We start from the raw sequence: 25,856 nt of genomic DNA, 5'->3' as shown, positions 1-25,856 counted from the left end.
AATCGTGTCGTCCGGGCGGCGCGTTCCCGATCGGTTCGACGGGCGCGCTACACTCGGCCTCCCGAGCGGGTGCGCGCAGCGCTCCGCGTTCGGGAGGCCGCGAGAGGACGAGGGGGTGGACGTCGGTGGACACGAGATACGAGGTCACCCGTCGTGCGAGCCTCGAGGTGCTGCGCGCCGAGGCCGAGGACGAGCGGGCCACGATGGTCGAGGGACGCGTCCGCGCCGGTGAGGACCCGTGGGAGTTCATGCAGGAGCTGCCGGGCGTCGACGAGCTCGTCGTGCTGCTCCTCCGCGACGAGATCATCGAGGACGACGGTGGCGTCCGGCGGACGCCCGGGCAGGACGAGGAGTTGCTCCGCGCGATCGTGACCGCCTACCCGGCGCTCGGCCCGACGGTCGACGCGCTCGCCGCCGGCCTCGGCCGCACGGGCGCCCGCTGGCTGAATCGCGGCGTCGCCTAGCCGTCGCTCCGGCACCCGTCGCGGCGCGGCTCAGAGCGGGCTCGTCGCGAGCATCAGCAACACGAGGACGAACAGCGAGAGCAACGGGAACGCCACGGCGAGCACGATGCCCCCGACCGCGGCACGCGAGCTGTGACCGCGCACGAGCGAGACGACGCCCATGACGATCGACGCCAGCCCGAGCCCGAGCCAGAACAGCTGCGACGCGAGCAGGCCCGCGATGGTCCAGAAGAGGGCCCCGGGCAGGTCGACGAGCCTCGGGCCGAGCGCGACCTCGGCCGGGCCGACGGACGCGCCGACGATCGCCGCGCAGGCGACGGAGCCCGCGGCCGCCACGACGGCCACGACGAGCGCGATCCGACCGAGACGCGGGGAGCCGCTCGAGCGCCCCGTCGTGGCGCTCGCGCCGGTGGTGCCCGCCATGTCGGAGCGCGCGGTTCCGGCATCGGATGCACCGGTGTCCGTCGCGGGGACGTTCGTGTCGGGGTCGCTCGCGGTCGTGTGCATGTCCTCAGCCTGCGCGCCGGCGACGACGATCTCGACCCGGGTATCCGGGGGTTCCGGGGCGGGAAGGCCGGGGGCCGCGAGCCCGGGGGCGCCCGGGGCGGCCGATGTCCGGACCCCTCCGTACGCTGCCCGCATGGTCAAGGTCAGAGGGTCGATCCTCCGCCGCATCGACGAACGCTCCGTGCAGACGCACCCGAACGCGACGAAGCACTCGACGGGCGTCTGGCGCGTCCACACGGGGCAGCGGGTGCTCGGGTGGGTGCGATACCTCGGGGAGGCGCGTCGAAGCTACGCGCTGTACTACGACGGGATCGACGTCGACGGACGACAGGCCTGGTGCCGCAACTTCGAGACGCTCGATGCGGCCGCCGCCTGGGCCGTGCAGCACGCGGCGGAGATCGTCGGCCACACCCGGCTCCTCGGCCCGTCCCGCGTGCGCCCGCTCGCGGGTGCCGAGGGCGCGACGCCGCCCCGCTCCGGCGTACCGACCGACGGTGAGGCGGGTGCCGTCCGCGCGGAGCGCGGGCATGATCGCACGCCCGCATCCACGGTCGGTGAATCCGCGAGGGTCGACAACGGGGGAGGATGTCGGTACGTGACGGGAGATGTCCGTCCGTGACCGAGGGCGGCGGCGCCGGGCGGGGCCGTCCGTAGACTGCCCAACGCCCACGCCGGCCGGAAGGAGCGTGACCGTGATCGAGTACCGCTCGGTGTCGAAGGAGTTCCCGGACGGGACCCGTGCCGTCGACGACTTCAGTCTGATCCTGCCGTCGCACGAGACGACGGTGTTCCTCGGTTCCTCCGGCTGCGGCAAGACGACCCTGCTGCGCATGGTCAATCGGATGGTCGATCCGACGGCGGGCAGCGTCCTCATCGACGACGAGGACGTCGCGAAGTCGGCGCCCGTCGAGCTCCGTCGCCGCATCGGCTACGTCATGCAGAACGCGGGCCTGCTCCCGCACCGCACGGTCGCCCGCAACATCGCGACGGTGCCGCTGCTGACCGGCGCGTCGAAGGCCGAGGCGCGCGAGCGCGCGCTCGAGCTGATGGACGTCGTCGGCCTCGACCGCTCGATGGCGGACCGCTACCCCTCGCAGCTCTCGGGCGGCCAGCAGCAGCGCGTGGGCGTCGCGCGCGCACTCGCACCGAACCCGAACATCCTCCTCATGGACGAACCCTTCGGTGCCGTCGACCCGATCGTCCGCCGCGAACTGCAGCGCGAGGTCATCCGTCTGCGTGAGCGGTTCGGGACGACGATCGTGTTCGTGACGCACGACGTCGACGAGGCGTTCGCGCTCGGACACCGCGTGGTCATCCTCGAACGCGGCGGCCGCGTCGCGCAGCTCGGCACACCGGACGAGATCATGGGGGATCCCGCGAACGACTTCGTCGCCTCGTTCATCGGCGCCGACCGGGCGGATCGCGAGCTGCGACTCGAGGAGACCCCGGACGGGACGCTCGTGGTCGACGGGCGCGGTCGTCCGCTCGGTCGTCTCGACGGGACGGGCGCCGGTCGGTGACCTGGATCCTCGCGAATCTCGGGCTCGTCGGTGAACTCGCCGTCGAGCACCTCCGGCAGTGCATCGTGCCGATCGTGCTCGGTCTCGTCATCTCCGTGCCGCTCGGCTGGCTCGCGCAGCGTCTGCCGTGGACCCGGGGGGTCGTCCTCGTCGTCACGAGCCTGCTCTACACGATCCCGTCGGTCGCCCTGTTCGCACTCCTCCCGCCGCTCCTCGGGATCAGCTACCTGAGCGAGCTCAACCTCACGATCGCGCTCACCGTCTACGCGGTCTCGCTGCTCGTCCGCTCGGTCGTCGACGGCCTCGACGCGGTGCCCGCCGACGTCCGGCTGTCCGCGACGGCCGTGGGGTTCGGGGACGCGCGCCGGTTCTGGACCGTCGAGCTACCGCTCGCGTTCCCCGTCATCCTCGCGGGCCTGCGTGTGGCCGCCGTCAGCACGATCTCGCTCGCGACCGTCGGCGTGCTCATCGGCGTGCGCAACCTCGGCTATCTGTTCACCGACGGCTACGAGCGACGCATCATCGGGGAGATCGCGATCGGGATCGTCGCGGTCGTCCTGCTCGCGCTCCTCATCGACCTCGCCCTCCGCCTCGCGGGCAGGCTCGCGATGCCCTGGACCGCGGTCGCCGCCCGGACCAGGGCGGAGGCGGCGTCGTGAACGTCATCGCGGAGGCGCTCGCGTGGCTGTTCTCGCCCGATCGACTCACGGGCGATGCGGCCGTGCCGCTCGCCGCCTTGCAGCACCTGGGGCTGACGGCCGTCTCGCTCGCGATCGCCTCGATCATCGCGATCCCGACGGGGTGGTTCGTCGCGCACACGGGGCGCGGACGCGAAGCGGCCCTCGCGGTCGCCGGGGCGGCACGCGCGCTGCCCTCGTTCGGCCTCATCCTCGTGCTCGTGCTCGTCTTCGGCGTGCTGCACAAGCCCGAGGCGGCCGTCACCGCGTTCGTGCTGCTCGCGATCCCGTCCCTCCTCGCGGGGGCGATCACGGGCGTGGAGTCGGTCGGGCACGACGTCGTCGACGGTGGCCGGGCGTGCGGCATGACCGAGCGGCAGATCCTCTGGAAGATCGAGATCCCGCTCGGGCTCCCGCTGCTCGTGGGCGGGATCCGGCAGGCGACGCTCCAGCTCGTCGCGACCGTCACCCTCGCGGCGTACGTGAACGTGGGTGGCCTCGGGCGGTACATCTTCGAGGGGCTCCCGCTCAATCGCTACGACATCATCCTCGGCGGTGCCGTGCTCGTCGCCGCGTTCGCGCTCGTGCTCGACGGCCTGCTCGCACTCGTCCAGTGGGCCGCCGTGCCCCGCGGCGCACGCGAGCGGGGCGACGGGGATTCGGTGCGGGAACGGCGCAGGAGCGCCGCACGCGTCGCGGCCCGGTCCGACTCACGGCCCGCGCCCGATGCGGTCCACACACCTCCAGCCGACCCTCCACGGAAGGACACACCATGACCAGGACGAAGACGAGGCGTCTGACGGTGCTCGCTGCGGTGGCCGCCGCGGCGGCACTCGTCCTCACGGGCTGCGGGACGAGCGATCCGCTCGCCCAGCAGACCGAGGGCGCGACGGCCGACGGCGACACGATCGTCATCGGCTCCCAGCAGTACTACTCGAACGAGATCATCGCCGAGATCTACGCGCAGGCGCTCGAGCACGCGGGATTCACCGTCGAACGACGCTTCACGATCGGGCAGCGTGACGCGTACATGCCGTCGCTCGAGAGCGGCGAACTGACGCTGTTCCCCGAGTACACGGGAAACCTGCTGCAGTGGCTGGACCCCGAGACGACCGCCCGCACGCCCGACGACGTCACGACGGCGCTCGCCGCCGCGCTGCCGTCCTCGCTCACGGCACTGCAGCCGGCGACCGCGACCGACCAGGACTCGTACACCGTGACGGCGGCGTTCGCGGCCGAGCACAACCTGACCTCGATCGCCGACCTCGCGAACGTCGGCGTGCCGCTCACGCTCGGCGGGCCGCCGGAGCTCGCGGAACGTCCGTACGGGCCGACGGGGCTGAAGGAGACCTACGGTGTCGACGTCGCCTTCTCGGCGACGGGTGACACGACGGTCGACGAACTCGTGGCGGGGACGGTGAACGTCGCGAACGTCTACACGGCGGATCCGCGCATCCAGACCGATGACCTCGTCGTGCTCAAGGATCCGGAATCGCTCTTCCTCGCCTCGCAGGTCGTTCCGATCGCGAACGCGGACCGAGCCGCCGAGCTCTCACCCGTCATCGATCCCGTGAGCGCGAAGCTCACGCCCGAGGGCCTCGTGGCGCTCAACGTCCAGAGCACGGTCGATCAGCGCTCGCCGGCCGACATCGCGTCGGAGTGGTTGACGACGAACGGACTCGTGTAGCGCACGCCGACGGACGGCGCCGGGCCCGCGGACGACCGCGGGCCCGGCGCCGTCCGCGGTTCGGGCGGTCGCGGACCGTATCACGGACCGCGCACACGCGGGCGGGTGAGCCCCGCCCGTGGGGAGGGGAGCGGTCCCCGTCGGCACCGCACGGCCACGTGTCTAGGCTGTCCGCATGCCCACGATCGAGACGCTGCCCGCGGACGTGCGGGCCGAGGTGGCCGACGTCTGCACCGACGCCGCCGCGTTGCTCGGCGTGCCGCTCGAGGCGGAGCCGGCCGTCATCGTCGATGCGATCGAGGCACACGTGTCGCGCGATCGCGACGTGTCCGATGACGCGGTCGTCGCGCTCGGTGCCCTCCTCGGCGAGCAGTACGTGCGAGGTCTCGACTGGCGCTGGGCCGTCCTCGACTACGGGGACGACACGGTGTTCTCGGTCGTCGATCCGAGCGGCCGGTTCGCGAACCAGCCCATGCGCTGGATGCTCGACGTCGCCCGCGATCCGGAACGCGAGATCGCGTTCCGCCTGAACTACGAGATGGTTCGCACAGGGGACCTCGCCCCGCCCGAGGGCGTCGAGCTGCCCCTGCTGTTCCACTAGCCCACGCGGACCGCGTGGAGCACGAGCCCGCGCGGCACCGAGCACGGTGCTGCGCCACGATCGCCACGGCGATCGACCGACCCCGGCCCGCGACGGCGGACCCCCTCCGTCGCGGGTCGGACCCCTCCCGAGCAGGTGTGATGTCGCGCCGTGGTCCCGGCGGGCGTCAGGAGCGCAGACGGTGCCAGGCGTCGCGGAGCGCCGGCTCGATCATCGGATACGCGAACTCGAAACCACGGTCGAGCAGGCGGCTCGGCGCCACCCAACGACTCCGGAGGACGAGTTCCGACTCCGCGTCGACGGCCCGCATGACGGGTTCGAGCACGAGTCGGGGGAGCGGCACGCCGATCCGGGTGCCCGTGACCCGTCGGAGCGTCCGCATGAGTTCGGCGTTGGCGACCGCGACCGGAGCGACCACGTTGACGGGGCCGACGAGCTGCGGATCCTTCTCGACGAACTCGATCGCCCGGACGACGTCGTCGACGTGCACCCAGCTGAACTTCTGTCGACCGTGGGTCGGGGCGCGCCGGCTCGGTGCGCGGGCCGCCATCGTCCCGACGGCCGTCTCGAGGTTCCGATAGCGCGAGTGCGCGGGCCACCAGCCGTCACGGAGCGTTCCCCCGAGACCGAGCCGCGTGAGGCGGAACAGGAGCGACGCGGCCGGTGTGTCGCCGATCAGCACGGCCGTCCGGAGCGCCACGCGGCGGGTGTGCGGAACGTCGTACTCGAACAGGGTGCGTTCGACATGGGCCGCGACGTCCTCCGTGAAACTCCCCCGCGTGATCTCGTCACGTTCCGTGCGAGGGTGATCGAGGACGGCCGGGTAGATCCTCGCGGACGACAGGTTGATCCAGAGCGACGGCGGTCTCGTCGCCTGGCGGATCGCATCACGAACCATGCGGGTGGTCCGGACGCGAGTGCGGAGGATCTCGTCGCGTTGTGGGTCGGTGAATCGGGTGACGTAGCTGCTGCCGCCGACCGCGACGACGATTCGTGCCCCGTCGATGGCGCGCCGTACTCCGGATCGATCGGCCCAGGGGACGTCCGCGCCGACGTGGTCGCCGAGGGAGACGACCGAACGCCCGCGGGCGGTGAAGTGCCCCAACAGGCGGACGCCGACGGAGTCGGTGCCCCCGGCGATGACGACGTCGGTCATGGGTCCATCGTGCCGTACGCGGTGGGTCCGTGCGTCCACCGGCGGTCGTCGTGGGAGCGGACCGCCCGAACCGTTCGTGGGACGCGAAACGGCGGGGACCCGTGGGCCCCCGCCGTTTCGTCGCGCGCGTCAGACGGTGATGGACGCGGCGATGCCCTTCACCTTGTGACGGGCGAGTGCGAGGTTCGCGATGCGCTGGTCGAGCACGAGGTAGATGAACAGGCCGTTCTTCCCGTCGCCCGAGAGCGCGTTGATGAGGTGGTACTGGCCGTCGATCGTGATCATGATGTCCTCGAGCGTCGACTGGAGGCCGAGCTCGCTCATGGTCTTGAGCTTCGCGCGGATGACGTTCGCGTTGCCGGCGGCGGCGACGGTCAGGTCGAAGCCGGGGGTGCCGGCGGTGGCGAGCGCCATTCCGCTGGCGATGTCGACGACAGCGGCACCCGTGGCGCCTTCGATCGAGAGAAGCTGCTGGGCCTGTTGGTCGAGCTGGGACACAGGGGTCCTTTCATGACGGGACGGCAGTGCGGAGACAGTGGTGACTCGGTCGATCGGGCATGCCGTTCCGGAATCGACCAGGGACGAGAATACCTATTCTTCGACCCAATTCAAACTGCCCAAATGGATAGTCAGAGGGTGGTATCTCTCTATCTACTGCCCATGTGGACAAAATGTTATTCCTATTCCCAAACTGTCCAATTGCACAGGAAGACGCGTGCGGGCCGTCCCGGAGCACGCGAAACGCCCGACCGGAACACCGGCCGGGCGTTTCGCGTCCGCTTCACCTGCGGGCGCTGCGAGCGGGGCGATCCCGGCCCGCTCGACGGCCGGTCAACGGCCGCCGTGGCGGCGCCTGCCGAGCGCCAGGACGAGCGCGCCGCCCGCCAGGACGCTCAGGGTGATGGCGATGAGGGTACCGTTCACGTCACCGCCGGTCTGGGCGAGCCCCGGTGGCGTGGTGCCGCCCGGAGGCGTTGTCTCGCCCGGCGGCACGGTCTCGATCGTGTTCGTCAGGGTCACGGCGACGACGGTGTCCGCGCCGATCGTGACCGTCGACGCGCTGAACGCCGCTTCGGTCCACACCGCTCCGTCGATCGCGCCGGGTTCCGACTCGACGAACGTCACGACGGCGCCGTACGGCAGCGGTTCGCTCGTGACGACCTCACCGTCCGCTCGGACCGTCAGCTCGCCGGCCCCCGCGTCGAAACCGGGGCCGGCTTCGTACGCGTAATGCACCGTGAAACCGGTCTCCGGAAGCACGAGGTCGGCGCCCGAACCCGCCAGTGCCTTCACGATCGAGAACGCGCCCGTCCGGAGCTCGATCGTGTTGATGAGCGTGATCGAAACGGTCGTGCCCGAACCGATGGTGAAGGACGGCGTCGAGAACGATGCGCCGGTCCAGATGGTGCCCTCCACGGCAGCGGGATCGATCTCGCTCAGCGTGACGACCGCGCCGTACGGAAGCGGCTCACTCGTCACGGTCTCGCCGTCCGCCAGCACGGTGAGCTGCCCGGAGCCGGCCTCGAAGCCGGTCCCCGCCTCGTACGAGTAGTCCACGGTGAACGGGGTCGTGTCCGCGACGAGCGCCGCCCCGGAGCCCGCGACGACCTTCTGGACCTCGAAGGTGCCCGTCGTCAGCGCGGTCGCGTTGTCGAGGTCGACCTCGACGCGCGTGCCCCCCTGGATCGTGAAGCCGTTCGTCGAGAAGACCGGGTCGAGCCACGTCATGCCCTCGACGGGTGACGGCGTCACCTCGGACAGGTGCACGACGGCGCCCTCGGGGAGCCCCTCGACCGAGACGGGGTCGCCCCCGACCGTGAGGTTCAGTTCGCCCGCGTCGGAACGCGCGCCGTCCGGCGTCGCCCACTCGTAGGCGACGGTGAACGGCGTCCCACCGGCGACGTGTCCGGCGCCGGCGCCGGTGACGCGCTTGACGACGCTGAAGCCGCCCGTCGTCTCGCGGACCGCATTCGTCACGACGACGCTCGCGGCGGGCGAGCCCTCCGAGATCGTCACGGTGGACGGGGTGATCGTGGCGTCACCCCAGGCGGCACCGTCGACCGCCGCCGGAGCGGCCTCCGAGAGTCGCAACACCGCGCCGACCGGGAGTGGGTCGCTCGTCGCGACGGTGCCGTCGCGGTCGAGCGTGAGTGCGCCGGAACCTGCGGGGAACCCGACGCCCGCGTCGGACGCGTAGTCGAGCGAGAACGTCGCGGAGTCCGGAACGAGGCCGATCGCCTCGTCGGTGCCCGTGAGCTGCTTCGAGGCCTGGAAGACGCCGGTCCTGACGGTCGCCTCGTTCGTGAGGGTGACGCTCGTGAGCGTGCCGCCGACGAGCGCGAAGTCGTTCTGCGAGAACGACGGCTGCCCCCACGCGATGTTCGTCGGGGTCGTCGGGGTGACCTCGCTGAGGTGCACGGTCGAGCCGCGCGGGAAGTCGGTGCTCGTCCACGTCGCGCCGCCCTGCACGGTGAAGGTGCCCGGCGTCTCCGTGCCGTCGGGTGCCGTCACGGTGAACGATCCCGAGAAGTCCTGCGCCGGCAGGCCCGTCACGTCGCCGAGCACCTCCTTCGTGATGGCGAAGCGCCCGACGTTCTCGCCGATGCCGGTGGCACCGCCGCCCTGGCGCGTGATCGGCACGTTCTCCATCGTCGTGACCTCGGTGCCGACCCGCACGGTCGCCGAGTTGAAGTAGGTCGTCGCCGCGCCACCGTCGAGGACGTTCGCGACGTAGTGGATGCCGTAGACATAGCCCGCTTCGGCGGTGAACTCGAGGGTCGAGAAGTCGGGCGAGCGGGAGAAGCCCGTGTAGTCGTCCCAGTCGGTCCAGATCTGGGTGTTCGTGTAGGGGTCGAGGCCCTTCGTGTCGGAGCGCACCATCGAGACGGCGGTGAACTGCTGGTTCGCGCCGAGATTCTCGGTGATCGTCACCTCCTCGCCGTCGACCATGCCGTCGGGGCCGGAGCCCAGATCGATGATCCACTCGATCCGCTCGGGTGACGTCCCCGTGAGGTAGGTACCGAACTTCCTCGTTTCCTGCCCCGTGTACTCGCACGTCGTCGGGCAATAGCCGTTCGGCGGGACGACGGCGACGCTCACGTCGATGTCGTCGATCGTGAAGACCTTCTCCGTGCGCTCCGAGACGGCGTCGACGAGCTTGACCCAGAAGTTGAACGAGCCGTGCAGCTTGCGCGGGTTCTCGCTGATGTAGGCGGGGTCGACGTCGCACTCGAGCGTCGTCTCCGTCACGACGGACTGCCCCATGGGCTGTTCCGCGTCATCGAGCATCGGGAACGAGTCCGTCTTCCCCTGGAGCGCGGCGGGCAGCGTGACGGCGAATCCGGCGGGGGTCGCGGGATCGTCCGGGAGCGACCACGTACCGGCGAGTTCGGCGAACTGCCCGGCCTCGGCGGTCTCCTGAACGAAGTGGAGCGAGTCGATCGATGCGTCGGTCGTGTACGGGGGTGCTGCTGCAGGTTGGGCGGCGGCTGTCGCGATGAGACCACCGATCCCGACAGCTGCCGCGATGCGCAGGAGACGGCGCACCGTGGTCGTTGCGACCACGGGAAGATCCTTCCGGGGGCGTCGGCGTCGCCGTCGGGGGAACGGCGGGTCGACGGGGCGTGCAGTGGGGGAGGCCGGCCGGCGGGGGTACGGCCGAGGGACGTGAAACGTCCTCACGCCATTCAATCACAGTGTTGTGAAACTCGTCGGCGGGCATCGAGGTGGTGCCCTCGGGCGCACCGACGGAGCCCGCGGGAAGAGCCTGACCGTCCGCGTGTCCGGTGGGCGCGGTCGACCCCGCTCCGCGTCCTCCGCGGGCCGCCGTCAGCGGCCGGGCAGCGTCGCCGCGACCGTCACCGCCGTGATGATCGCGTTCGTCGTGCGTGAGACGGCCTCGCCCGCCGCCTGTGCTCCGAGGTCGCCGCGCGCCAGTTCGGCGGCCCGGGCGATGACGGGGCTCGTCCACGGCACCTCCCGGTGCAGCGAGACGAGCGTGCCGCTCCCCGAGAGCAGGGCGATCAGTGCCGTCGTCCGGACGTTGGGCGTGGCGCCGTCCACGAGTGCCGCACGGATCTGCGAGACGAGGTCGTCCCGTCTGCCGGGTGACTGGACGACGAGGGTCGTCGACGGGATGAGCCCGAGCACGCGGCGCTGTTCCCGCTCGACGTCCCCGCGAGCGACGAGCCGGTCGAGGAGCGTCCTCCGGAGCACCGGGCCGGCGGCGGCGACGAACGTCTGCGCGCCGGACGGTTTCGCGAGGTGCTCGGCGAGGATCTGCACGAGGAGCGGATCGCCCGGCGGCGGTACGTCGGGGGCCGCCGTCACGAGGGGGCCGCGCAGCGCGTCGCGTTCCTCGGTCGTGACGTGGCCGTCGAGCGCGAGTTCGGTGAGCACGGCACCGCCGAGCAGATAGAACAGTGTGCCCTCGGAGGCGATCGCGCCGCTCCGCGGGTCGACGAGGACGAGCAGGAGGTCCTCGGCGAGGAGCGGTGCGGACCCGTCGGTCCGTGTCGGGTCGGGGGACTCCGGGGTCACGTTGCCTCCTGTGGGGCCGGGGAGCGAACGGGTCGCCCGTCATCCAACACGTCGCGCCTGAGCGCTTCGCGCGGGATGACCGGCGCGCCCCGCGCGGACCGCCGGTGCCGGGCCGTGCGCCGGATTCTCCCGGCCGACTCCCGGGCCGCGCCGGGCCGTCGCCGTGCGCCGGACGGCCCGGGGCACTACCTTGGGGAGGTGACCCCTCCAGACGCCACGGCGAGCGACGCCGCAGACGACACGCCCGACGTCCCCGGATTCGACGAGCTCGGCCTGACCGGCCCCGTGCTCGCGGCGATCCGCGATCTCGGCTACGAGCAGCCGTCGCTCATCCAGGCCGCGACGATCCCACCCCTCCTCGCCGGCCACGACGTCGTCGGCATGGCACAGACCGGAACGGGCAAGACGGCCGCGTTCGCGCTCCCCGTCCTCGAACGGCTCGACGTCTCGCAGAAGACCCCGCAGGCGCTCGTGCTCGCCCCCACGCGCGAACTCGCGCTCCAGGTGTGCGAGGCGTTCGAGTCGTACGCCGCCCGCATGCGCGGCGTCCACGTGCTACCCGTCTACGGCGGGCAGGGCTACGGCGTCCAGCTGTCCGCCCTGCGCCGCGGCGTGCACGTCGTCGTCGGAACGCCCGGCCGCATCATGGACCACCTCTCGAAGGGCACGCTCGACCTGTCCGAGCTCAAGTACCTCGTGCTCGACGAGGCGGACGAGATGCTCAAGATGGGCTTCGCCGAGGACGTCGAGCAGATCCTCGCGCAGACACCGAGCGACAAGCAGGTCGCCCTGTTCTCGGCGACCATGCCGCCCGCGATCCGTCGCATCGCGCAGCAGTACCTGCGCGACCCGGAGGAGATCACGGTCAAGTCGAAGACCGCGACGAACACGAACATCACGCAGCGCTACCTCGTGGTGTCGTACGCGCAGAAGGTCGACGCGCTCACGCGCATCCTCGAGGTCGAGAACTTCGAGGGCATGATCGTGTTCGTCCGGACGAAGAACGAGACGGAGACGCTCGCCGAGAAGCTGCGTGCCCGCGGCTACTCGGCCGCGGCGATCAACGGCGACGTGCCGCAGGTGCAGCGCGAACGCACCGTCAACCAGTTGCGCGAGGGCAAGCTCGACATCCTCGTCGCGACGGACGTCGCGGCGCGCGGACTCGACGTCGAGCGCATCAGCCACGTCGTCAACTTCGACATCCCCACGGACACCGAGTCGTACGTGCACCGCATCGGTCGCACGGGACGTGCGGGGCGCACGGGCGACGCCATCAGCTTCATCACGCCGCGCGAGCGCTACCTGCTGCGGCACATCGAGAAGGCCACGCGCCAGCAGCCCGAGCTCATGCGGCTGCCGAGCACGGAGGACGTCAACACGACGCGCCTGGCGCGATTCGACGACGCGATCACGCAGGCGCTCGCGGAGTCGGAGCGCATCGAGCGCTTCCGCGACATCATCGACCACTACGTGCGCCACCACGACGTGCCGGAGGCCGACGTCGCGGCGGCGCTCGCGGTCGTCGCGCAGGGCGACACGCCGCTGCTCCTCGACCCCGACGACGATCCGCTCGCTCGCTCGCTCGAGGCCGACGCCCACGGTGGTGCGCGCCGGGGTGAGCGTGACGGTGCACGCAGCGAGCGCGCGCCGCGCGGCGGTCGGCGCGGACGCAGCGACTTCTCGCCGTACCGCATCGAGGTCGGACGTCGACACCGTGTCGAGCCGCGTCAGATCGTGGGTGCCCTCGCGAACGAGGGCGGCCTCGGACGCGACGACTTCGGGGCGATCAGCATCAAGCCGAACTTCTCGGTCGTGGAACTGCCCGCGAACCTCGACCCCTCGGTGCTCGACCGACTCCGGAACACGCGCATCTCCGGGCAGCTCATCGACATCCGGCCCGACCGGGGACCGAAGCGATCGGGCGGCAACGACCGTCGCGAACGTCGTGACGGTCCGCCGCGGCGTCGCCGCGACGACGACTGATCGCTCGCGGTCACGGAGCGGGGCGCGCCGGAGTCGGCGGGCCCCGCTCCGTCGTCCGGCCCGCCGTTCGCGTCAGGTCGGCCGGGCCGCGAGCCACTCGCGCACCTCGGCCGCGAGCGCCTGCGCCGTGAGCGCGCTCGAGCGGGGGTTCGTGGGGTCGGGGCGGTTCGCGATCTCGAAGCGATAGCGGCCCGATGCGCCCTCGGCCTCGATGCGGTGGGTCGACGCGTCCGTGTCGGGATCGGCGACGATCCGCACGCGGACGCGTCCGAGCCCCGCCGCGATCGGGCCGAGGCCGCGGCACGCGAGGCCGACCGCGACGGCGACGTTCACGTTGCCCGGGAAGCGGTCGATCGCCTCGCCGGGTGTGCCCTCGAAGAGGGGTTCGGGCGTGCGCAGCGTCCGCAACCGTTCACGCTCCTCGTCGTCCATCCACGGCTGCACGAGCGACGACGCGAGCTTGGTGGTCGTGATCGTCGCGCGGTCGATGCCGCCGGCCTGTGCGGCGGCGCGCAGCAGGTCGAGCCCGCCGATCGCACCCGAGGATGCCCGCACGCGTCCCGGACCCGCCTCGAGCGCCGCGGCCGTGTCGGGGTCGGCGAACGCGCCGACGCTCGCGACGAGCAGATCGGGACCGCCCGCGACGACGAGCGGGCCGAGGTGCCGCAACGCGGCGACGCCGGCGCACTCGACGACGAGGTCGGCCGCGAGGAGCCCGTCGAGGTCGAGACGCTCCTTGGCCGGCAACTCGGGATGCGCGTCGGGGTGCCGCACGAGCGCCCCGCGGAAGACGACGCGCCCGTCGTCGAGTTCGCGTCGGAGGTGCCGATGGAGCGCGGCACCGACCGCGCCGTGACCGATGAGCGCGAGGGAGGGCATACGGCCATTGTCGGCCGTGTCCGTCCGAGGTGGCCGGATGAACCTCCGTTTCCCGGCGAGCGGGGGCACAATGGATGAATGCCTCCGTCCGAGCAGCCCGAGCGTCCCGACGACGCGCTCTCCTCGCTGTGGTCGATCGACCGGGTCATCGACTCGTGGCGCGTGCACGACGGCACCGTGATCGGCATGCGCGCGCACGCCGCACGGTTCGAGGACGCGGTCGAGGACGTGTTCGTGTCGCGGATGGCGATCCCCGCCGACCCGCCGTGGGAGGACATCTGGGCGTCGGTCGCGGCCGCGACACCCGCGGAGGGCGAGTTCTTCCCGCGCATGACCGCCGCGCTCGGCGAGGACGGCGACCGGCTGAAGATCGAGCACGAGTTGCGCCGCGCCCCGGAGCGCCGGCCGACGACGAGCCTCGCCGTCGCTCCCGACACCCGCACCCACCCGACCGTCAAGGGCGCCGACCTCGAGACGCTCGCGTCGCTGCGCGAGGTCGCGGTCGAGCTCGGCGACGACGACGCGTTGCTCGTCGACGACCGGGGGAACATCGTGGAGGCCGCGAACGGCGCGATCCTCGCGTGGCGCGACGGACAGCTCGTCCGCCCGGCGAGCGAACGGCTGCTGCCGAGCGTCACGGTCGTCGTGCTCACGGGGCTCCTGCGTCGCCGAGGCGAGGACCTCCGTCGCGTGCGCATCCGGCTCGAGGACGCCGACGAGCTCTGGTACGTCAACGCCCTGCACGGCATCTCGCCCGTCCGGAGCGTCGACGGTGAGGAGCGGCCCGTGGACGAGGCGCGGGCGGCGCGCTGGCAGGCGACGCTCGAGGCACAGCGGCAACCGCTGTGATCCTCGTCCTCGACAACCACGACTCGTACACCTACAACCTCGTCCAGGCCCTCCGCGCGCACACCGCACACGAGGTGCGCGTCGTCTCCTCGAGCGACGCCGACGAGGCCGTCGCACTCGTCCGCTCCGGTGCCGCGGTCGCGCTCGTCGTGTCACCGGGCCCCGGACACCCGGCGAAGCCGGCGGACTTCGCGGGTGCCGACGCGGTGCTCGCGGCCGCGATGGAGCGGGGTGAGCTGCCGATCCTCGGCGTGTGCCTCGGGCACCAGGGGCTCGCGCGCCGTCTCGGGTTCGTCGTCGAGGCCGCGCCGCGTCCGCGGCACGGCTGGCGCAGCCCCGTCCGTCACACGGCCGACGCGATCTTCGCCGGTATCCCGCAGGGCACGCTCGCGACCCGCTATCACTCCCTCGCGATGAGGCCCGGGGGCGGAACGGTCGCCGTCCCGGGCGAGCGCATCGGGCCGATCCGTGTCACGGCCGTGAGCGAGGACGACGTCGTGCAGGGCTTCGACGTGCCGGGACACCCGTGGTTCGGCGTACAGTTCCACCCCGAGTCGATCGCGAGCGAGCACGGGCCGCTCCTGCTGCAGAACTTCCTCCGCATCGTCGAGGACGCCGCGGGGTCGGCGCGTTCGTCGCTCGATCCCGGTGGTGTGCGGACATCGTCGGCAGGGGTGGGCGGGAACACCGGGGCGACGCGGCTCGTGCCGGGTGCTCCCCGTGTCGCGGCCGAGGCCGGTTCGTACGCGATCTCGTGGCACGCCGACCCGGATCGCACCGTGGCGTTCATCGAATCGCACGTGCTCCACCGCGGCGCGGGGTCGTTCCGGTTCGACGTGCCGGACGCGGACGGCCGCACACCGCGTTGGACCGTGCTCGGCGACGCCGTCGACCTCCTGGAGCGCGGCGAGGCACACGTGCTCCGGTACCGGCCCGACCGTGTCTCGATCGATACGTACACACCGACCGGCACCGACAGGGAGGTCGAGGTCCGTCGGCGCGAGGAGGGGTGCGCGGATCCCCTGACCGACCTCGAACACCGACTCGGGCGGTGCGACGTGGGTGCGGTGCCCGCCGAGGTGTCCGATCCGCCCGTGGGTTCGCGATCGCCGGACGCCGAGCCGCGTGGGACGCCGCACGATCACGTCGCCGTGTCGTCCCCCTCGGCGGGGGAGGAGCCCGTCGAACTCCCGTTCCGCGGCGGCTACATCGGGGCACTGGGCTACGAGGCCGGCGTCCGGGCGATGGGGCTCGACCCCGCGCGGGGGACACAGCCCGAGGCCGTGTTCGTGCGGCCCGTGCGCTACGTCGTCGTCGAGCCCGCCCGACGCCTGGTCACGCTCGTCGTGCACGACGCGGACGCCGCGCTCGCCGAAGCGACCTGCCGCGAGGAGGCGGGACGCATCGCCGGGTCACGGACCGCGCTCGGCGCGCGGTCGGCGACGGCGGGCGCGGCGCACGCCGACGGCACCGATCGGGTGGCGGCCACGCGTCCGCGTCGCACGTCGCCCGTCGCAGGCCGCTGGCGACACGACCGGGCGGCGTATCTCGAGCGCATCGCCGCGTGCCGCCTGGCGCTCGAGGCGGGCGACTCCTACGAGCTGTGCCTCACCAATCGCTTCGACGTCGACGCGGCCGTCGACCCCGACGCGCTCGAGCTGTTCCGCGAACTCCGCCGCACGCAGGCCGCACCGTTCGCGGCACTCCTCGAGTTCGACGACGACGGCGATCCGATCGCGATCGTCAGCGCGTCACCGGAACGGTTCGTCCGCCTCGTCGGCGACGCCCTCGAGACGAAGCCGATCAAGGGGACGGCCGCGCGCTGCACCGACCCCGCGGCGGACGCCCGCGCGGCGGCGACACTCGCGAGCGATCCCAAGGCGTTCGCGGAGAACCTCATGATCGTCGACCTCCTCCGCAACGACCTCGGCCGGGTGTGCGTGCCCGGCTCCGTGACGGTGCCCGCCCTCATGCACGTCGAGACGTACCCGAGCGTCCACCAGCTCGTGTCGACCGTCCGGGGCACCCTCGAGCGTGGCCACTCGCCGTGTGACGTGCTGCGCGCCCTGCACCCCGGCGGATCGATGACGGGCGCACCGAAGGAGCGCACCGTCCGCATCCTCGAAACGCTCGAGGGCGCACCGCGCGGCTTCTACGCAGGCGCGCTCGGCATCGTCGGTGCCGACGGGCGCCTCGAGCAGAGCATCGTCATCCGCACCGCGGTGCGAGCGGGCGGGCGATGGTCGATCGGGGCGGGTGGCGCCGTCGTGCTCGACAGCGACCCCGACGCGGAGTTCGACGAGGTCGAGCTGAAGGCGGACGCGATCCGACGTGCCTTCACGGCCGTCGCGGGCGGCTGACGCGCGACGCGCCGTCACGCTCGGTCACGAACTCGCACGCACCGACGCCTCGGGGCATGATGAGATGGCCCGTTCGAACCAGCCGTACCGGAAGGAGTCCACGCATGTGCCGTCTGCTCGCCTACGCAGCCCCGCACGAGACGACCATCTCCCGGGTGATCGGCGAGATGAACACCGGAACGTTCCAGCACATGTCGCGCGTCCATCGCGACGGCTGGGGCACGGCGTGGGTCGGCGAGGCACCCGAGGGCGAACGCGAGGTCGAGTCGCTGCGGTTGTCGACGCCCGGCCGCACCGATCCGCTGCTGACCGCGGTGCTCGAGGAGTCGCCCGCGATCGCGCGACTCGCGCACCTCCGCCTCGCGACGGGCACGTTCAAGCGCTCGCAGCGCAACACCCACCCCTTCCTCGCCGACGGCATCGCGTTCGCGCACAACGGCACGATCATCCCCGTCGACCGCATCCGCGCCCTGCTCGAACCGGCGTTCGCGGCGACGGTCGAGGGCGACACCGACAGCGAGCTGTACTTCGCACTCGTCCGGCAGAACGCGGCTCGCCTCGGCTCGCTGCGCCCCGCGGTGTTCGAGACGGTGCGCACGCTTCGCCGCGAGTTCCCGGATGCGAGCCTCAACGCCGTGATCATCGGTCCCGACGACCTCATCGCGGTGCGGGCCTCCTCGACGACGCACGTGACCGAGCAGACGTTCGCCGACCTCGGGATCGACCCGGCGGACCTCCCCGACGACCACACCGACGACTACTACCGGCTCTCGATGCGGCGACACGCGGACGGGACGACCGTCTTCTCGTCGACGGGCATCGACCTCGACGGCTGGACCGAGGTGCCCGACGACACCGTCACGCACATCGACCTCCGCACGCTCGACCTGACGCAGCGCGCGATCTTCGCGGGCCGGGCGGCGATCGTCGGCCCGACCGACGAGGGCTCGGTCACGGGCCGGGTCTCGAAGGCGAGCGCGCGGCTCGCGGAGCCCGTCTCCCTCGACGAACGCCGCGAGCGTCGCGCGGTCTGACCGTCGGTCGGCGCGAGGCTGCGCCTCCTACTGGTGCGTCCCGTGCTCGGCCTCGTCGAGCCCGGGATCGTGCACCGAGCGGACCGCGGTCGTCGGCGTCGGTTGCCCGAGCGCGCGACGCCTCGCGAGAGTCCGGCGCACGAGCGGCCAGAACACCGCGAGCAGTGCCACCGAGACGAGGCTCGTCCACACCTGCGCCCGGGTCGAGTCCGCCGTCACGAGCATGACGACGACGATGCCGACGATCGCGACGATCACGAGCACGCCGAGCCAGGGGTGGAGCCACATGCGCAGTGGCAGCGCGTCGCGCTCCTCGGGCGTCATACGGGAGCGCAGACGCATCTGTGTGATCGCGATGAGCACGTACACGAACAGGGCGACGAGGCCGGCTGAGTTCATGATGAAGTCGAAGATCCCCGACTCGGGTGCCACGAAGTTGACGATGACGGCGGCGTAGCCGCCGAGGGTCGAGGCGAGGACGGCGACGTACGGGACGCCCGAGCGCGACCGCTTCGCGACCACGCTCGGTGCGAGCCCCTGATCGGCGAGCGCGGCGAACATGCGGGCGGCCGAGTAGAGCCCCGAGTTGAGCACCGAGCAGACGGCGGTGAGGATGACGGCGCTCATCACGAGCTCGGCGCCGGGCAGCCCGAAGAGCCCGAAGATGTACGCGAACGGTGCGATGTCGCTCGGGTCGGGCAACTCGTTCCAGGGCACGATCGTCACGACGAGCAGGATCGAACCGACGAAGAAGAGCAGGATGCGCCAGATGACGGTGCTCGTCGTCTGCCGGACACCCTTCGCCGGGTTCTCCGACTCGGATGCCGCCATGACCGCGATCTCCGTCCCGAAGTACGAGAAGATGACGATCGCGACGCCGGACACGACGGGCCACAGCCCGTTCGGCGCGAAGCCACCGTGCACCCAGAGGTTCGGCAGCGAGAAGGTCGCGTGCGGCCAGAGGCCGAGGGCGAACAGGACGCCGACGACGAGGAACACGGCGATGGCCGCGACCTTCACGCTCGCGAGCCAGAACTCGACCTCGCCGAACGAGCGCAGCGACACGAGGTTCGTCGCAGTGAAGACGAACATCATGATGAGCGAGAACACCCACTCGGGCACGCCCGGCATCCAGCCGCTCAGGATCGTGCCGCTCACGACGGCCTCGAAGGCGATCACGCCGACCCAGAAGTACCAGTACAGCCAGCCGACGAAGTAGGCCGCCCAGTTGCCGAGCCCCTGCCTGGCGTACTCCATGAAGGAGCCGACCGCGGGTCGGGACGCGGCCATCTCGCCGAGCATGCGCATCGCGAGATACACGAGCAAGCCGCCGATGAGGTACGAGAGCACCGCGGCGGGCCCGACCGCGCGCACGACGTTGCCGGAACCCACGAACAGGCTCGCGCCGATGATCCCCCCGAGTGTGATCATCGTCACGTGTCGCGTGCGCAGCTTCTTCGGCGCGGCGGCTGCGGTGGTCCGGTCCGCTCGGTCGTTCGGTTCGCTCATGGTGGCCCTCGCCCTCTCCCGACCGGTCGCGGTCGGTGGAACGGCATTCTGCTCGCGTTCGGGACCCGCGGGAAGAGGGGTGGGGACCTCTCCCCGTGCGGGCGGCGCGACCGTCCCGGATGCACGGGCCCGTGCCCCCGGAACTCGGGGCGCCGTCGCGTCGGTCGGGCGGGCGGGCCGCAACCGTGCGGCACGTGCCCCGCGGCTCGTAGACTGTCCCGGTGACCGTGAACCCAGATCTCGCCGGACGCCGGTTCGAGCTGCCGGAGCCGTACCTCGTGGGGCGGGAGCACGTTCGTGCGTTCGCCCGGGCCGTGCTCGCCGACAACCCGACGCACCTCGACGTCGAGGCGGCGCGTGCGGCAGGCTACCCCGACCTCGTCGCACCGTCGACGTTCCCCGCGGTGCTGCAGGACGCGGGGCTCCAGCTCTTGCTGGCCGATCCGGAGACGGGCATCGAGCTGTCGCACATCGTGCACGGCGACGAGAAGTTCACGTACTCGCGCCCCATCGTCGCGGGCGACGAGTTGCGCGCCGCGCTCGAGGTGCGAAGCGTCAAGTCGCTCGGCGGCAACGGCATGATCACGGCGGCGACGGAGATCACCGACGCCGACGGTGCCCACGTCGTGACGGCGACCGCGACGCTCGTCGTCCGCGGGGACGTCGCGTGACCGGACCGGAGGAGATCATGACCACGCCGACCCGCCCCAGCCTGCTCGACGCCGAGCTCGGCGACCTCGTCGCCGAGCGCACGGTCACGCTCACGCGCGATCGACTCGTCCGCTACGCGGGGGCCTCGGGGGACTTCAACCCGATCCACTACCGCGACGACGTCGCGGCCGAGGTCGGGCTGCCCGGCGTCCTCGCTCACGGCATGCTCACGATGGGCGTCGCGGTGCAGCCCGTCGTCGACGCCCTCGGTGACCCGGGTCGCGTCCGGGAGTACGGTGTGCGGTTCACGCGGCCCGTCGTCGTCGATCCCGTCGCCGGTGCGACGGTCACGATCGAGGCGAAGATCGGCAGGACGGCCGGTGCGGACGGCATCGGCCGGATCGACCTCACGGTCGTGTTCGAGGGGCAGACCGTGCTCGGCAAGGCCCAGGTGCTCGCGGACTTCCGTGGCGACGCCGACGTCGCGGAGGCCGCCGGATGACGGTTCGGCTCGCCGACCTCACGACGATGCGCGTGGGCGGTCCCGCCGAGCGGCTGTTCGAGCCACCGACCCGCGACGAACTCGTCGGGACGGCCCGGGAACTGTTCGCGGAGGTCGATCCGTTCGACCCGTCGACGGCGGTCGTGCTGCTCGCGGGCGGATCGAACACGATCGTCGGTGACGAGCCCGTCACGAATTCCGTGCTGCACGTCGTCACGCGCGGCGTCGAACTCCTCGACGACGTCGCCGAGGGTCGGGTCGGGCTCCGCGTCGACGCGGGGGAGCGCTGGGGCGCACTCGTCGACCTCGCGGTCGCCCGCGGCTTCGCGGGGATCGAGGCCCTCGCCGGTATCCCCGGAAGTGTCGGGGCCGCGCCCGTGCAGAACATCGGCGCATACGGCCAGGAGGTCTCGAGCGTGCTCCGGCGCGTCGAGTTCTACGACGCCGATCTCGACGAGGTCGTGTGGATCGATGCGGCGGACCTCGGGCTCGGCTACCGCAGCTCGGTGCTGAAGCGCGGCGAACGGACGGGTGTCGTCCTCCGCGTTGAGATCGAGCTGCAGGCCCCGGGTGACGGGCTCGGCGCCCCGATCGCCTACGCACAGCTCGCGGGCGCGCTCGGCGCCGAACTCGGGGAGCGGCGGCCGATCGCCGAGGTGCGGGACGCCGTCGTCGCCCTGCGTGCCTCGAAGGGCATGGTGCTCGATCCGACGGATGCGGACTCGTGCTCGGCGGGCTCGTTCTTCATGAACCCCGTCGTCTCGCAATCGTTCGCCTCGGGACTTCCCGCGGACGCACCACGCTTCCGGCAGGCCGCCGCGCCCGACGGCACGCCGCTCGTGAAGCTCTCCGCCGCGTGGCTCATCGAGCACGCCGGCGTGCGCAAGGGGTTCTCGCTGCCCGGCTCCCGAGCGGCGATCTCGTCCAAGCACACGCTCGCCATCACGAACCGGGGCGGTGCGACGGCGGTGGAGGTGACGGAGCTCGCGCGCTTCGTGCAGGCGCGCGTCCTCGCCGAGTACGGGGTGGTGCTCCAACCGGAGCCGGTGTTCGTCGACGCGGAGCTGTAGGCCCGCCGCCCGGTTCGGCGCGGTGCCGAGGGTGGCGGGAGGACGACCGGCTCAGATGAGGCCGAGTTCCATCGCGCGCGTCACGGCGCGCGTGCGATCGCGGACACCGAGTTTCTCGAACACGTGCGCGAGGTGTGTCTTGACGGTCGCCTCGCCGATGAAGAGCGTGCGCCCGATCACCGCGTTCGACCTGCCCTCGGCGACGAGCCGCAGCACCTCGGTCTCGCGGGGGCTCAGGCGGATCCCCCCGCCGTCGGCGTCGGCCCGCCGCCCGGCGTCGCGGGTCTGCTGCACGAGACGCGCCGCGACACGCGGGGCGAGCGCGACCTCGCCCGCATGCACGCGTCGGATCGCCTCGAAGATCTCCTCCGCGGGTGCCGCCTTGAGCAGGTACCCCGACGCGCCCGCCTCGATCGCGCTCAGGATCTCGTCGTCGGACTCGTAGCTCGTGAGCACGAGGACGCGCGTCGCGGGAAGCGCCTCCACGATGTGCCGCGTCGCCGCGGCACCACCGACACCGGGCATGCGGAGGTCCATGAGGACCACGTCGGGTCGCGTCGCACGGGTGACGGACTCGGCCGCGCTGCCGTCGGCCGCCTCGCCGACGACGTCGAAGTCGGGCTCGTCCGCGAGGACGCCGATGATGCCCTGCCTGACGACGGGGTGGTCGTCGACGACGACGACGCGGATCGTGCCGGTGTTCATGTCATTTCCCGTCCGTCGATGGGTGGTGGAACGTGATGGGTGGTGGAACGGCGCTCGGTCCGGGCTCGTCGCCCAGCTCCTCGAGCGGGAGCCGCACGACGACCCGCGTGCCCGTTCCGGGGGCGCTCACGATGTCGACCGAACCGCCGACCGTTCGCGCGCGCTCGCGGAGGCCCGGGAGTCCGAAACCCGTCGTCGGTGCCGTCGCGGGATCGAATCCGCGACCGTCGTCCTCGAGGCGAAGGACCGCGTGGCCGGCGACCGTGCTCACGTGGAGTCGCGCGGCGGAGGCGCCGGAGTGGCGACGGACGTTCGCGAGGCCCTCCTGGACGCACCGCAGGAGGACGACCTCCGTCTCGCGCGAGAGGCCCTGGTCGCCGAGGTCGACGACCACGCGTGACTCGATGCCGGTTTCGAGACGGAACCGGTCGACGAGACGGTCGAGTGCCGCCTCGAAGGTCGCGAGGTGGTCGGTCACGGGGGCCGATTCGGCGATGATGGCGCGGATCTCGGCGAGCGAATCGCGGGACAGGTCGGTGATCCGCTCCACGCGGGCCGCCTCCGCGTCGATCGCGTCGCGGACGTCCGGGCGACCGGGCCCGAGGAGGCCGCTCGTGCGCCGGAGTTCGCGGGCGGACTTCTCGGCGAGCATCGACAGGCCCGCGAGGGACTGTGCGAGCGTGTCGTGCAGTTCGCGCGAGAGTCGTTCGCGCTCGGCCGTCGCCCCCGCGACCCGCGAGAGCTCGGCGAGGTCGGCGCGCGTCGACCGGAGCTGCTCGATGAGGTGTTCGTGTCGCGCCGAGGTCTCGTAGCTTCGCGTGATCGTGAGCCCGAGGACGAGACTGATGGTGAAGCTCACGATCTCGATCAGGAGCTGGAACAGGAACGAGCCGGGCCAGTCCTGCGCGGCGAGGGCGAAGGCCATGAGCAGACACACGATCGCGCTCCCGAGGATGCTGCGGCGGGTGTCGTCGAGTGTGTACCACAGGTAGGGGAACAGGAGCGCCTGCGTGATGCCGAGCAGCGGTACGACGGCCATACCGACGATGAGCGAGGTCGAGACGATGACGAAGCAGACGATGCCCGTGCGGCGGTGATCGAACGCTCGCTCGCCGACGACGAACCAGACGACGGCGACGACGGCGATGCACGCCGCACCGAACAGGAGCCTGGCTGGTCCCCACCCGCCGTCCGGTCTGAGACGCTCCGTCCCGGCCATGAGGACGAGGGTCGTCGCGATCAGGAGCGGGACGACGCCGAACGCGAGCAGCCAGAGCCGCCGTTCGAGCGACGTGGCACCGTGCGGTTCGTGCGTCATGCCGTCGAGTCTCGCAAACCCGCCCGGATTCGCCTGCCGGAGCTCATGATCGTCCCCGTGTCCAGCGGAACGTGAACCACGAGACGAGGAGGCCCGCGACGAACCAGATCCCGATGACGAGCGCGGCGACGGGGAGCCGCCATTCGCCACCGGGTTCGGACGCCTCGAACCATTCGGGCATGAACACGGAGCGCATCCCACGGGCGAGCCACGCGAGGGGCAGCGCGCTCGAGACGTTCTGCAGCCACTCGGGAAGCATCGAGAACGAGATGAAGATGCCCGAGAAGAACTGCGGCAGCAGGACGACCGGGATGACGATCGCGGTCGCGCTGCGGCCGGAACGGGGCACGGCCGAGAGCGCGGTGCCGAGCGCCGAGAAGCACGCGAGTCCGAGGAGCGAGACCCACGCGAACGTGAGCCACCGCTCGGGGTCGCTCGGCAGCTCCACGTCGAAGGCGAGGCGCGCGAAGACGATGAGGAGCACCATCTGCACCGCGCACGTGATGACGGTGACACCGAACTTCCCGATGAAGAACGAGACCGGGCTGAGCGGCGTCGCGCCGAGGCGCTTGAGACCGCCCTCGTGCTTCTCGATCGCGATATCGATCGCGAGGTTCTGGGTGCCCGTGAGCAGGATGGCCATCGCGAGCATGCCCGTCAGGTAGTACCGGGACATGCTGACGGTCGTCCCGTCCGGGCCGGGGCCGAGTTCGTCCCCCGCGAAGATCGACGCGAACAGGCCGAACATGAGGATGGGGAACAGGAAGGTGAAGAACACCTGGTCGGGTGCTCGGAAGTACGAGCGCAGCTCGTAGCCGATGCGTGAGACGCCGTTGCGGAGGATGTTCATCGCGTCGCCGTCCCCGCGTTCGTCGTCGGTCGTCCGCCGTGCTCGTCGACCGTCGCCGAGGATCCCGCGGTCGCCGCGTGTGCCTCGAGCAGGTCGAGGTAGATGTCCTCGAGCGTGGGTCGGTGCACGGACAGCTCGGGTGGCTCACCGCCGAGCGCGGCGGCGAGCTCACTCACGAGCGCAGCGGGCGTGTGCGTGCGTTCGGATCGGTGGTGCCCGTCGGCGTCGCGCCACGAGACGACGGGTGTCCGGGCCTCGGGACCGCCGAGTTCGCGCAGCGTCCCGATCTCGACGAGTCGTCCGCCGGCGATCACCCCGACGCGATCGGCGAGGTGCTCGGCCTCGTCGAGGTAGTGCGTCGTGAGCAGGATCGTGGTCCCGTCGGTGCGCAGTGATTCGACGAGCGTCCAGAACCGACGTCGCGCCTCCGGGTCGAAACCCGTCGTGGGCTCGTCGAGGAAGAGCAGCTCGGGTCGACCGATGATGCCGAGGGCGACGTCGACGCGGCGTTTCTGGCCACCCGAGAGGGTGCGGACCCTCGCACCGGCGTGGGGCGCCAGCCCGACCGCTTCGAGCACCTCGTCCGGATCGCGTGGATCCGGGTAGAACCCGGCGAAGTGGCGCAGCAGTTCGCGCGCGGAGAACCGGTCGATGTCCGCGGTCGACTGCCCGACGACGCCGACGCGCGCCCGCCAAGCGGCATCGGCGTTCCACGGGGACGCCCCGAGCACGCGCACGTGACCGGACGTCGGCGTGCGGAATCCCTCGAGGATCTCGATCGTCGTGCTCTTCCCGGCACCGTTCGGTCCGAGCAGTGCGAAGATCTCGCCCGTGCGGATGTCGAAGTCGAGGCCGTCGAGCGCGTGTTTCGCGCCATAGGACTTCCGCAGGTCGACGACCTCGACCACGGGATCGCTCGTGTGATTCATGCCACCAGTGAATCGTCGCGCACCGCTGCCGTGGCACCGGGATCCGGCGGACCCGGCATCCGACGA

The 25,856-nt window shown here is 71.6% G+C and carries 25 protein-coding genes; 14 read left to right on the top strand and 11 right to left on the bottom strand.

Annotation, left to right across the window (positions count from 1 at the left end; all coding sequences use genetic code 11):
- The first annotated feature begins 125 nt into the window (after window positions 1-125).
- On the top strand, window positions 126-464 hold the full coding sequence (locus HNR16_RS13175; RefSeq protein ID WP_179558250.1) for a tryptophan synthase subunit alpha: 339 nt from the start codon (window positions 126-128) through the stop codon (window positions 462-464).
- A gap of 30 nt (window positions 465-494) precedes the next feature.
- Here the strand turns inward: HNR16_RS13175 and HNR16_RS13170 are convergent, their stop codons facing one another.
- The gene (locus HNR16_RS13170; RefSeq protein WP_158040695.1) at window positions 495-971 is read right to left on the bottom strand and encodes a hypothetical protein; all 477 of its coding nucleotides are present in this window, start codon (window positions 969-971) and stop codon (window positions 495-497) included.
- Between the two features lie 133 nt (window positions 972-1,104).
- Here HNR16_RS13170 and HNR16_RS13165 point away from each other — a divergent pair, with 133 nt between their 5' ends.
- The 6 genes from HNR16_RS13165 (at window position 1,105) to HNR16_RS13140 (ending at window position 5,456) form a co-directional block, all read left to right on the top strand.
- Complete coding sequence (locus HNR16_RS13165; RefSeq protein ID WP_158040696.1) at window positions 1,105-1,590, top strand: hypothetical protein; 486 nt, start codon at window positions 1,105-1,107, stop codon at window positions 1,588-1,590.
- Between the two features lie 73 nt (window positions 1,591-1,663).
- Entirely contained in the window at window positions 1,664-2,491 is an 828-nt protein-coding gene (locus HNR16_RS13160) for an ABC transporter ATP-binding protein (protein ID WP_158040784.1), read from the top strand.
- Window positions 2,488-3,150, top strand: coding sequence for an ABC transporter permease (locus tag HNR16_RS13155; RefSeq protein WP_158040697.1), 663 nt, complete (start codon window positions 2,488-2,490; stop codon window positions 3,148-3,150). The genes HNR16_RS13160 and HNR16_RS13155 overlap by 4 nt, the downstream gene beginning before the upstream one ends.
- The gene (locus HNR16_RS13150; RefSeq protein WP_158040698.1) at window positions 3,147-3,944 is read left to right on the top strand and encodes an ABC transporter permease; all 798 of its coding nucleotides are present in this window, start codon (window positions 3,147-3,149) and stop codon (window positions 3,942-3,944) included. Before HNR16_RS13155 ends, HNR16_RS13150 begins: the two co-directional genes overlap by 4 nt.
- Window positions 3,941-4,855 carry an ABC transporter substrate-binding protein gene (locus tag HNR16_RS13145; RefSeq protein WP_158040699.1) on the top strand — a complete coding sequence of 305 codons (915 nt, stop codon included), beginning with the start codon at window positions 3,941-3,943 and terminating at the stop codon, window positions 4,853-4,855. Before HNR16_RS13150 ends, HNR16_RS13145 begins: the two co-directional genes overlap by 4 nt.
- Window positions 4,856-5,030: 175 nt before the next feature.
- On the top strand, window positions 5,031-5,456 hold the full coding sequence (locus HNR16_RS13140; RefSeq protein WP_158040700.1) for a hypothetical protein: 426 nt from the start codon (window positions 5,031-5,033) through the stop codon (window positions 5,454-5,456).
- 166 nt (window positions 5,457-5,622) lie between these two features.
- Here the strand turns inward: HNR16_RS13140 and HNR16_RS13135 are convergent, their stop codons facing one another.
- The 4 genes from HNR16_RS13135 to HNR16_RS13120 all read right to left on the bottom strand — a co-directional run bounded on the left by HNR16_RS13135 (window position 5,623) and on the right by HNR16_RS13120 (window position 11,151).
- On the bottom strand, window positions 5,623-6,612 hold the full coding sequence (locus HNR16_RS13135; protein WP_158040701.1) for a DUF1731 domain-containing protein: 990 nt from the start codon (window positions 6,610-6,612) through the stop codon (window positions 5,623-5,625).
- Window positions 6,613-6,741: 129 nt separating this feature from the next.
- On the bottom strand, window positions 6,742-7,110 hold the full coding sequence (locus HNR16_RS13130) for a hypothetical protein (protein ID WP_158040702.1): 369 nt from the start codon (window positions 7,108-7,110) through the stop codon (window positions 6,742-6,744).
- A gap of 333 nt (window positions 7,111-7,443) precedes the next feature.
- The gene (locus HNR16_RS13125) at window positions 7,444-10,176 is read right to left on the bottom strand and encodes a DUF5979 domain-containing protein (protein WP_158040704.1); all 2,733 of its coding nucleotides are present in this window, start codon (window positions 10,174-10,176) and stop codon (window positions 7,444-7,446) included.
- 264 nt (window positions 10,177-10,440) lie between these two features.
- The gene (locus HNR16_RS13120; RefSeq protein ID WP_158040705.1) at window positions 10,441-11,151 is read right to left on the bottom strand and encodes a GOLPH3/VPS74 family protein; all 711 of its coding nucleotides are present in this window, start codon (window positions 11,149-11,151) and stop codon (window positions 10,441-10,443) included.
- A gap of 198 nt (window positions 11,152-11,349) precedes the next feature.
- Between HNR16_RS13120 and HNR16_RS13115 the strand changes: the two genes are divergently transcribed.
- On the top strand, window positions 11,350-13,134 hold the full coding sequence (locus HNR16_RS13115) for a DEAD/DEAH box helicase (RefSeq protein ID WP_225737867.1): 1,785 nt from the start codon (window positions 11,350-11,352) through the stop codon (window positions 13,132-13,134).
- 72 nt (window positions 13,135-13,206) lie between these two features.
- On the opposite strand, the gene HNR16_RS13110 is transcribed toward HNR16_RS13115, so the two are convergent.
- Window positions 13,207-14,013: an aspartate dehydrogenase domain-containing protein gene (locus tag HNR16_RS13110; protein WP_158040707.1), complete on the bottom strand. Its 807-nt coding sequence runs from the start codon at window positions 14,011-14,013 to the stop codon at window positions 13,207-13,209.
- 78 nt (window positions 14,014-14,091) lie between these two features.
- Between HNR16_RS13110 and HNR16_RS13105 the strand changes: the two genes are divergently transcribed.
- The 3 genes from HNR16_RS13105 (at window position 14,092) to HNR16_RS13095 (ending at window position 18,256) form a co-directional block, all read left to right on the top strand.
- A complete protein-coding gene (locus HNR16_RS13105) occupies window positions 14,092-14,862 on the top strand; it encodes an aminotransferase class IV (protein WP_158040708.1) in 771 nt (256 codons plus the stop codon).
- Entirely contained in the window at window positions 14,859-17,222 is a 2,364-nt protein-coding gene (locus HNR16_RS13100) for a chorismate-binding protein (RefSeq protein WP_158040709.1), read from the top strand. The genes HNR16_RS13105 and HNR16_RS13100 overlap by 4 nt, the downstream gene beginning before the upstream one ends.
- Window positions 17,223-17,326: 104 nt before the next feature.
- Window positions 17,327-18,256: a class II glutamine amidotransferase gene (locus HNR16_RS13095; RefSeq protein ID WP_179558249.1), complete on the top strand. Its 930-nt coding sequence runs from the start codon at window positions 17,327-17,329 to the stop codon at window positions 18,254-18,256.
- Window positions 18,257-18,283: 27 nt separating this feature from the next.
- On the opposite strand, the gene HNR16_RS13090 is transcribed toward HNR16_RS13095, so the two are convergent.
- Window positions 18,284-19,765 carry an amino acid permease gene (locus HNR16_RS13090; protein ID WP_158040711.1) on the bottom strand — a complete coding sequence of 494 codons (1,482 nt, stop codon included), beginning with the start codon at window positions 19,763-19,765 and terminating at the stop codon, window positions 18,284-18,286.
- Window positions 19,766-19,986: 221 nt separating this feature from the next.
- Between HNR16_RS13090 and HNR16_RS13085 the strand changes: the two genes are divergently transcribed.
- From HNR16_RS13085 to HNR16_RS13075, 3 genes are read left to right on the top strand one after another with little or no spacing between them, the layout of a single operon-like run.
- Window positions 19,987-20,436: an FAS1-like dehydratase domain-containing protein gene (locus HNR16_RS13085; RefSeq protein ID WP_158040712.1), complete on the top strand. Its 450-nt coding sequence runs from the start codon at window positions 19,987-19,989 to the stop codon at window positions 20,434-20,436.
- 17 nt (window positions 20,437-20,453) lie between these two features.
- Window positions 20,454-20,918, top strand: coding sequence for a MaoC/PaaZ C-terminal domain-containing protein (locus tag HNR16_RS13080; RefSeq protein ID WP_158040713.1), 465 nt, complete (start codon window positions 20,454-20,456; stop codon window positions 20,916-20,918).
- The gene (locus HNR16_RS13075; RefSeq protein WP_158040714.1) at window positions 20,915-21,988 is read left to right on the top strand and encodes a UDP-N-acetylmuramate dehydrogenase; all 1,074 of its coding nucleotides are present in this window, start codon (window positions 20,915-20,917) and stop codon (window positions 21,986-21,988) included. The genes HNR16_RS13080 and HNR16_RS13075 overlap by 4 nt, the downstream gene beginning before the upstream one ends.
- Window positions 21,989-22,039: 51 nt before the next feature.
- Here HNR16_RS13075 and HNR16_RS13070 read toward each other — a convergent pair whose 3' ends face one another.
- From HNR16_RS13070 to HNR16_RS13055, 4 genes are read right to left on the bottom strand one after another with little or no spacing between them, the layout of a single operon-like run.
- Window positions 22,040-22,693, bottom strand: a complete 654-nt coding sequence (locus HNR16_RS13070) for a response regulator (RefSeq protein ID WP_158040715.1) — start codon at window positions 22,691-22,693, stop codon at window positions 22,040-22,042.
- Window position 22,694: 1 nt separating this feature from the next.
- Complete coding sequence (locus HNR16_RS13065) at window positions 22,695-24,011, bottom strand: sensor histidine kinase (protein WP_158040716.1); 1,317 nt, start codon at window positions 24,009-24,011, stop codon at window positions 22,695-22,697.
- 43 nt (window positions 24,012-24,054) lie between these two features.
- Entirely contained in the window at window positions 24,055-24,861 is an 807-nt protein-coding gene (locus HNR16_RS13060) for an ABC transporter permease (RefSeq protein ID WP_158040717.1), read from the bottom strand.
- Entirely contained in the window at window positions 24,858-25,790 is a 933-nt protein-coding gene (locus HNR16_RS13055) for an ABC transporter ATP-binding protein (protein WP_158040718.1), read from the bottom strand. Before HNR16_RS13055 ends, HNR16_RS13060 begins: the two co-directional genes overlap by 4 nt.
- Window positions 25,791-25,856 lie beyond the last annotated feature (66 nt).

This window comes from Pseudoclavibacter chungangensis, from assembly GCF_013410545.1.
GTDB classification, from domain to species: domain Bacteria; phylum Actinomycetota; class Actinomycetes; order Actinomycetales; family Microbacteriaceae; genus Pseudoclavibacter; species Pseudoclavibacter chungangensis.
The sequence above is the reverse complement of the archived record's forward strand: the minus strand, read 5'-3'. Positions and strand labels throughout refer to the sequence as shown.

Excerpts from the sequence above, each read along its gene's own strand:
- HNR16_RS13170 (WP_158040695.1), bottom strand. The coding sequence starts at position 971 with ATGCACACGACCGCGAGCGACCCCGACACGAACGTCCCCGCGACGGAC.
- HNR16_RS13165 (WP_158040696.1), top strand. The coding sequence starts at position 1,105 with ATGGTCAAGGTCAGAGGGTCGATCCTCCGCCGCATCGACGAACGCTCC.
- HNR16_RS13145 (WP_158040699.1), top strand. The coding sequence starts at position 3,941 with ATGACCAGGACGAAGACGAGGCGTCTGACGGTGCTCGCTGCGGTGGCC.
- HNR16_RS13140 (WP_158040700.1), top strand. The coding sequence starts at position 5,031 with ATGCCCACGATCGAGACGCTGCCCGCGGACGTGCGGGCCGAGGTGGCC.
- HNR16_RS13135 (WP_158040701.1), bottom strand. The coding sequence starts at position 6,612 with ATGACCGACGTCGTCATCGCCGGGGGCACCGACTCCGTCGGCGTCCGC.
- HNR16_RS13110 (WP_158040707.1), bottom strand. The coding sequence starts at position 14,013 with ATGCCCTCCCTCGCGCTCATCGGTCACGGCGCGGTCGGTGCCGCGCTC.
- HNR16_RS13105 (WP_158040708.1), top strand. The coding sequence starts at position 14,092 with ATGCCTCCGTCCGAGCAGCCCGAGCGTCCCGACGACGCGCTCTCCTCG.
- HNR16_RS13095 (WP_179558249.1), top strand. The coding sequence starts at position 17,327 with ATGTGCCGTCTGCTCGCCTACGCAGCCCCGCACGAGACGACCATCTCC.
- HNR16_RS13090 (WP_158040711.1), bottom strand. The coding sequence starts at position 19,765 with ATGAGCGAACCGAACGACCGAGCGGACCGGACCACCGCAGCCGCCGCG.
- HNR16_RS13080 (WP_158040713.1), top strand. The coding sequence starts at position 20,454 with ATGACCACGCCGACCCGCCCCAGCCTGCTCGACGCCGAGCTCGGCGAC.
- HNR16_RS13075 (WP_158040714.1), top strand. The coding sequence starts at position 20,915 with ATGACGGTTCGGCTCGCCGACCTCACGACGATGCGCGTGGGCGGTCCC.
- HNR16_RS13070 (WP_158040715.1), bottom strand. The coding sequence starts at position 22,693 with ATGAACACCGGCACGATCCGCGTCGTCGTCGTCGACGACCACCCCGTC.
- HNR16_RS13065 (WP_158040716.1), bottom strand. The coding sequence starts at position 24,011 with ATGACGCACGAACCGCACGGTGCCACGTCGCTCGAACGGCGGCTCTGG.
- HNR16_RS13060 (WP_158040717.1), bottom strand. The coding sequence starts at position 24,861 with ATGAACATCCTCCGCAACGGCGTCTCACGCATCGGCTACGAGCTGCGC.
- HNR16_RS13055 (WP_158040718.1), bottom strand. The coding sequence starts at position 25,790 with ATGAATCACACGAGCGATCCCGTGGTCGAGGTCGTCGACCTGCGGAAG.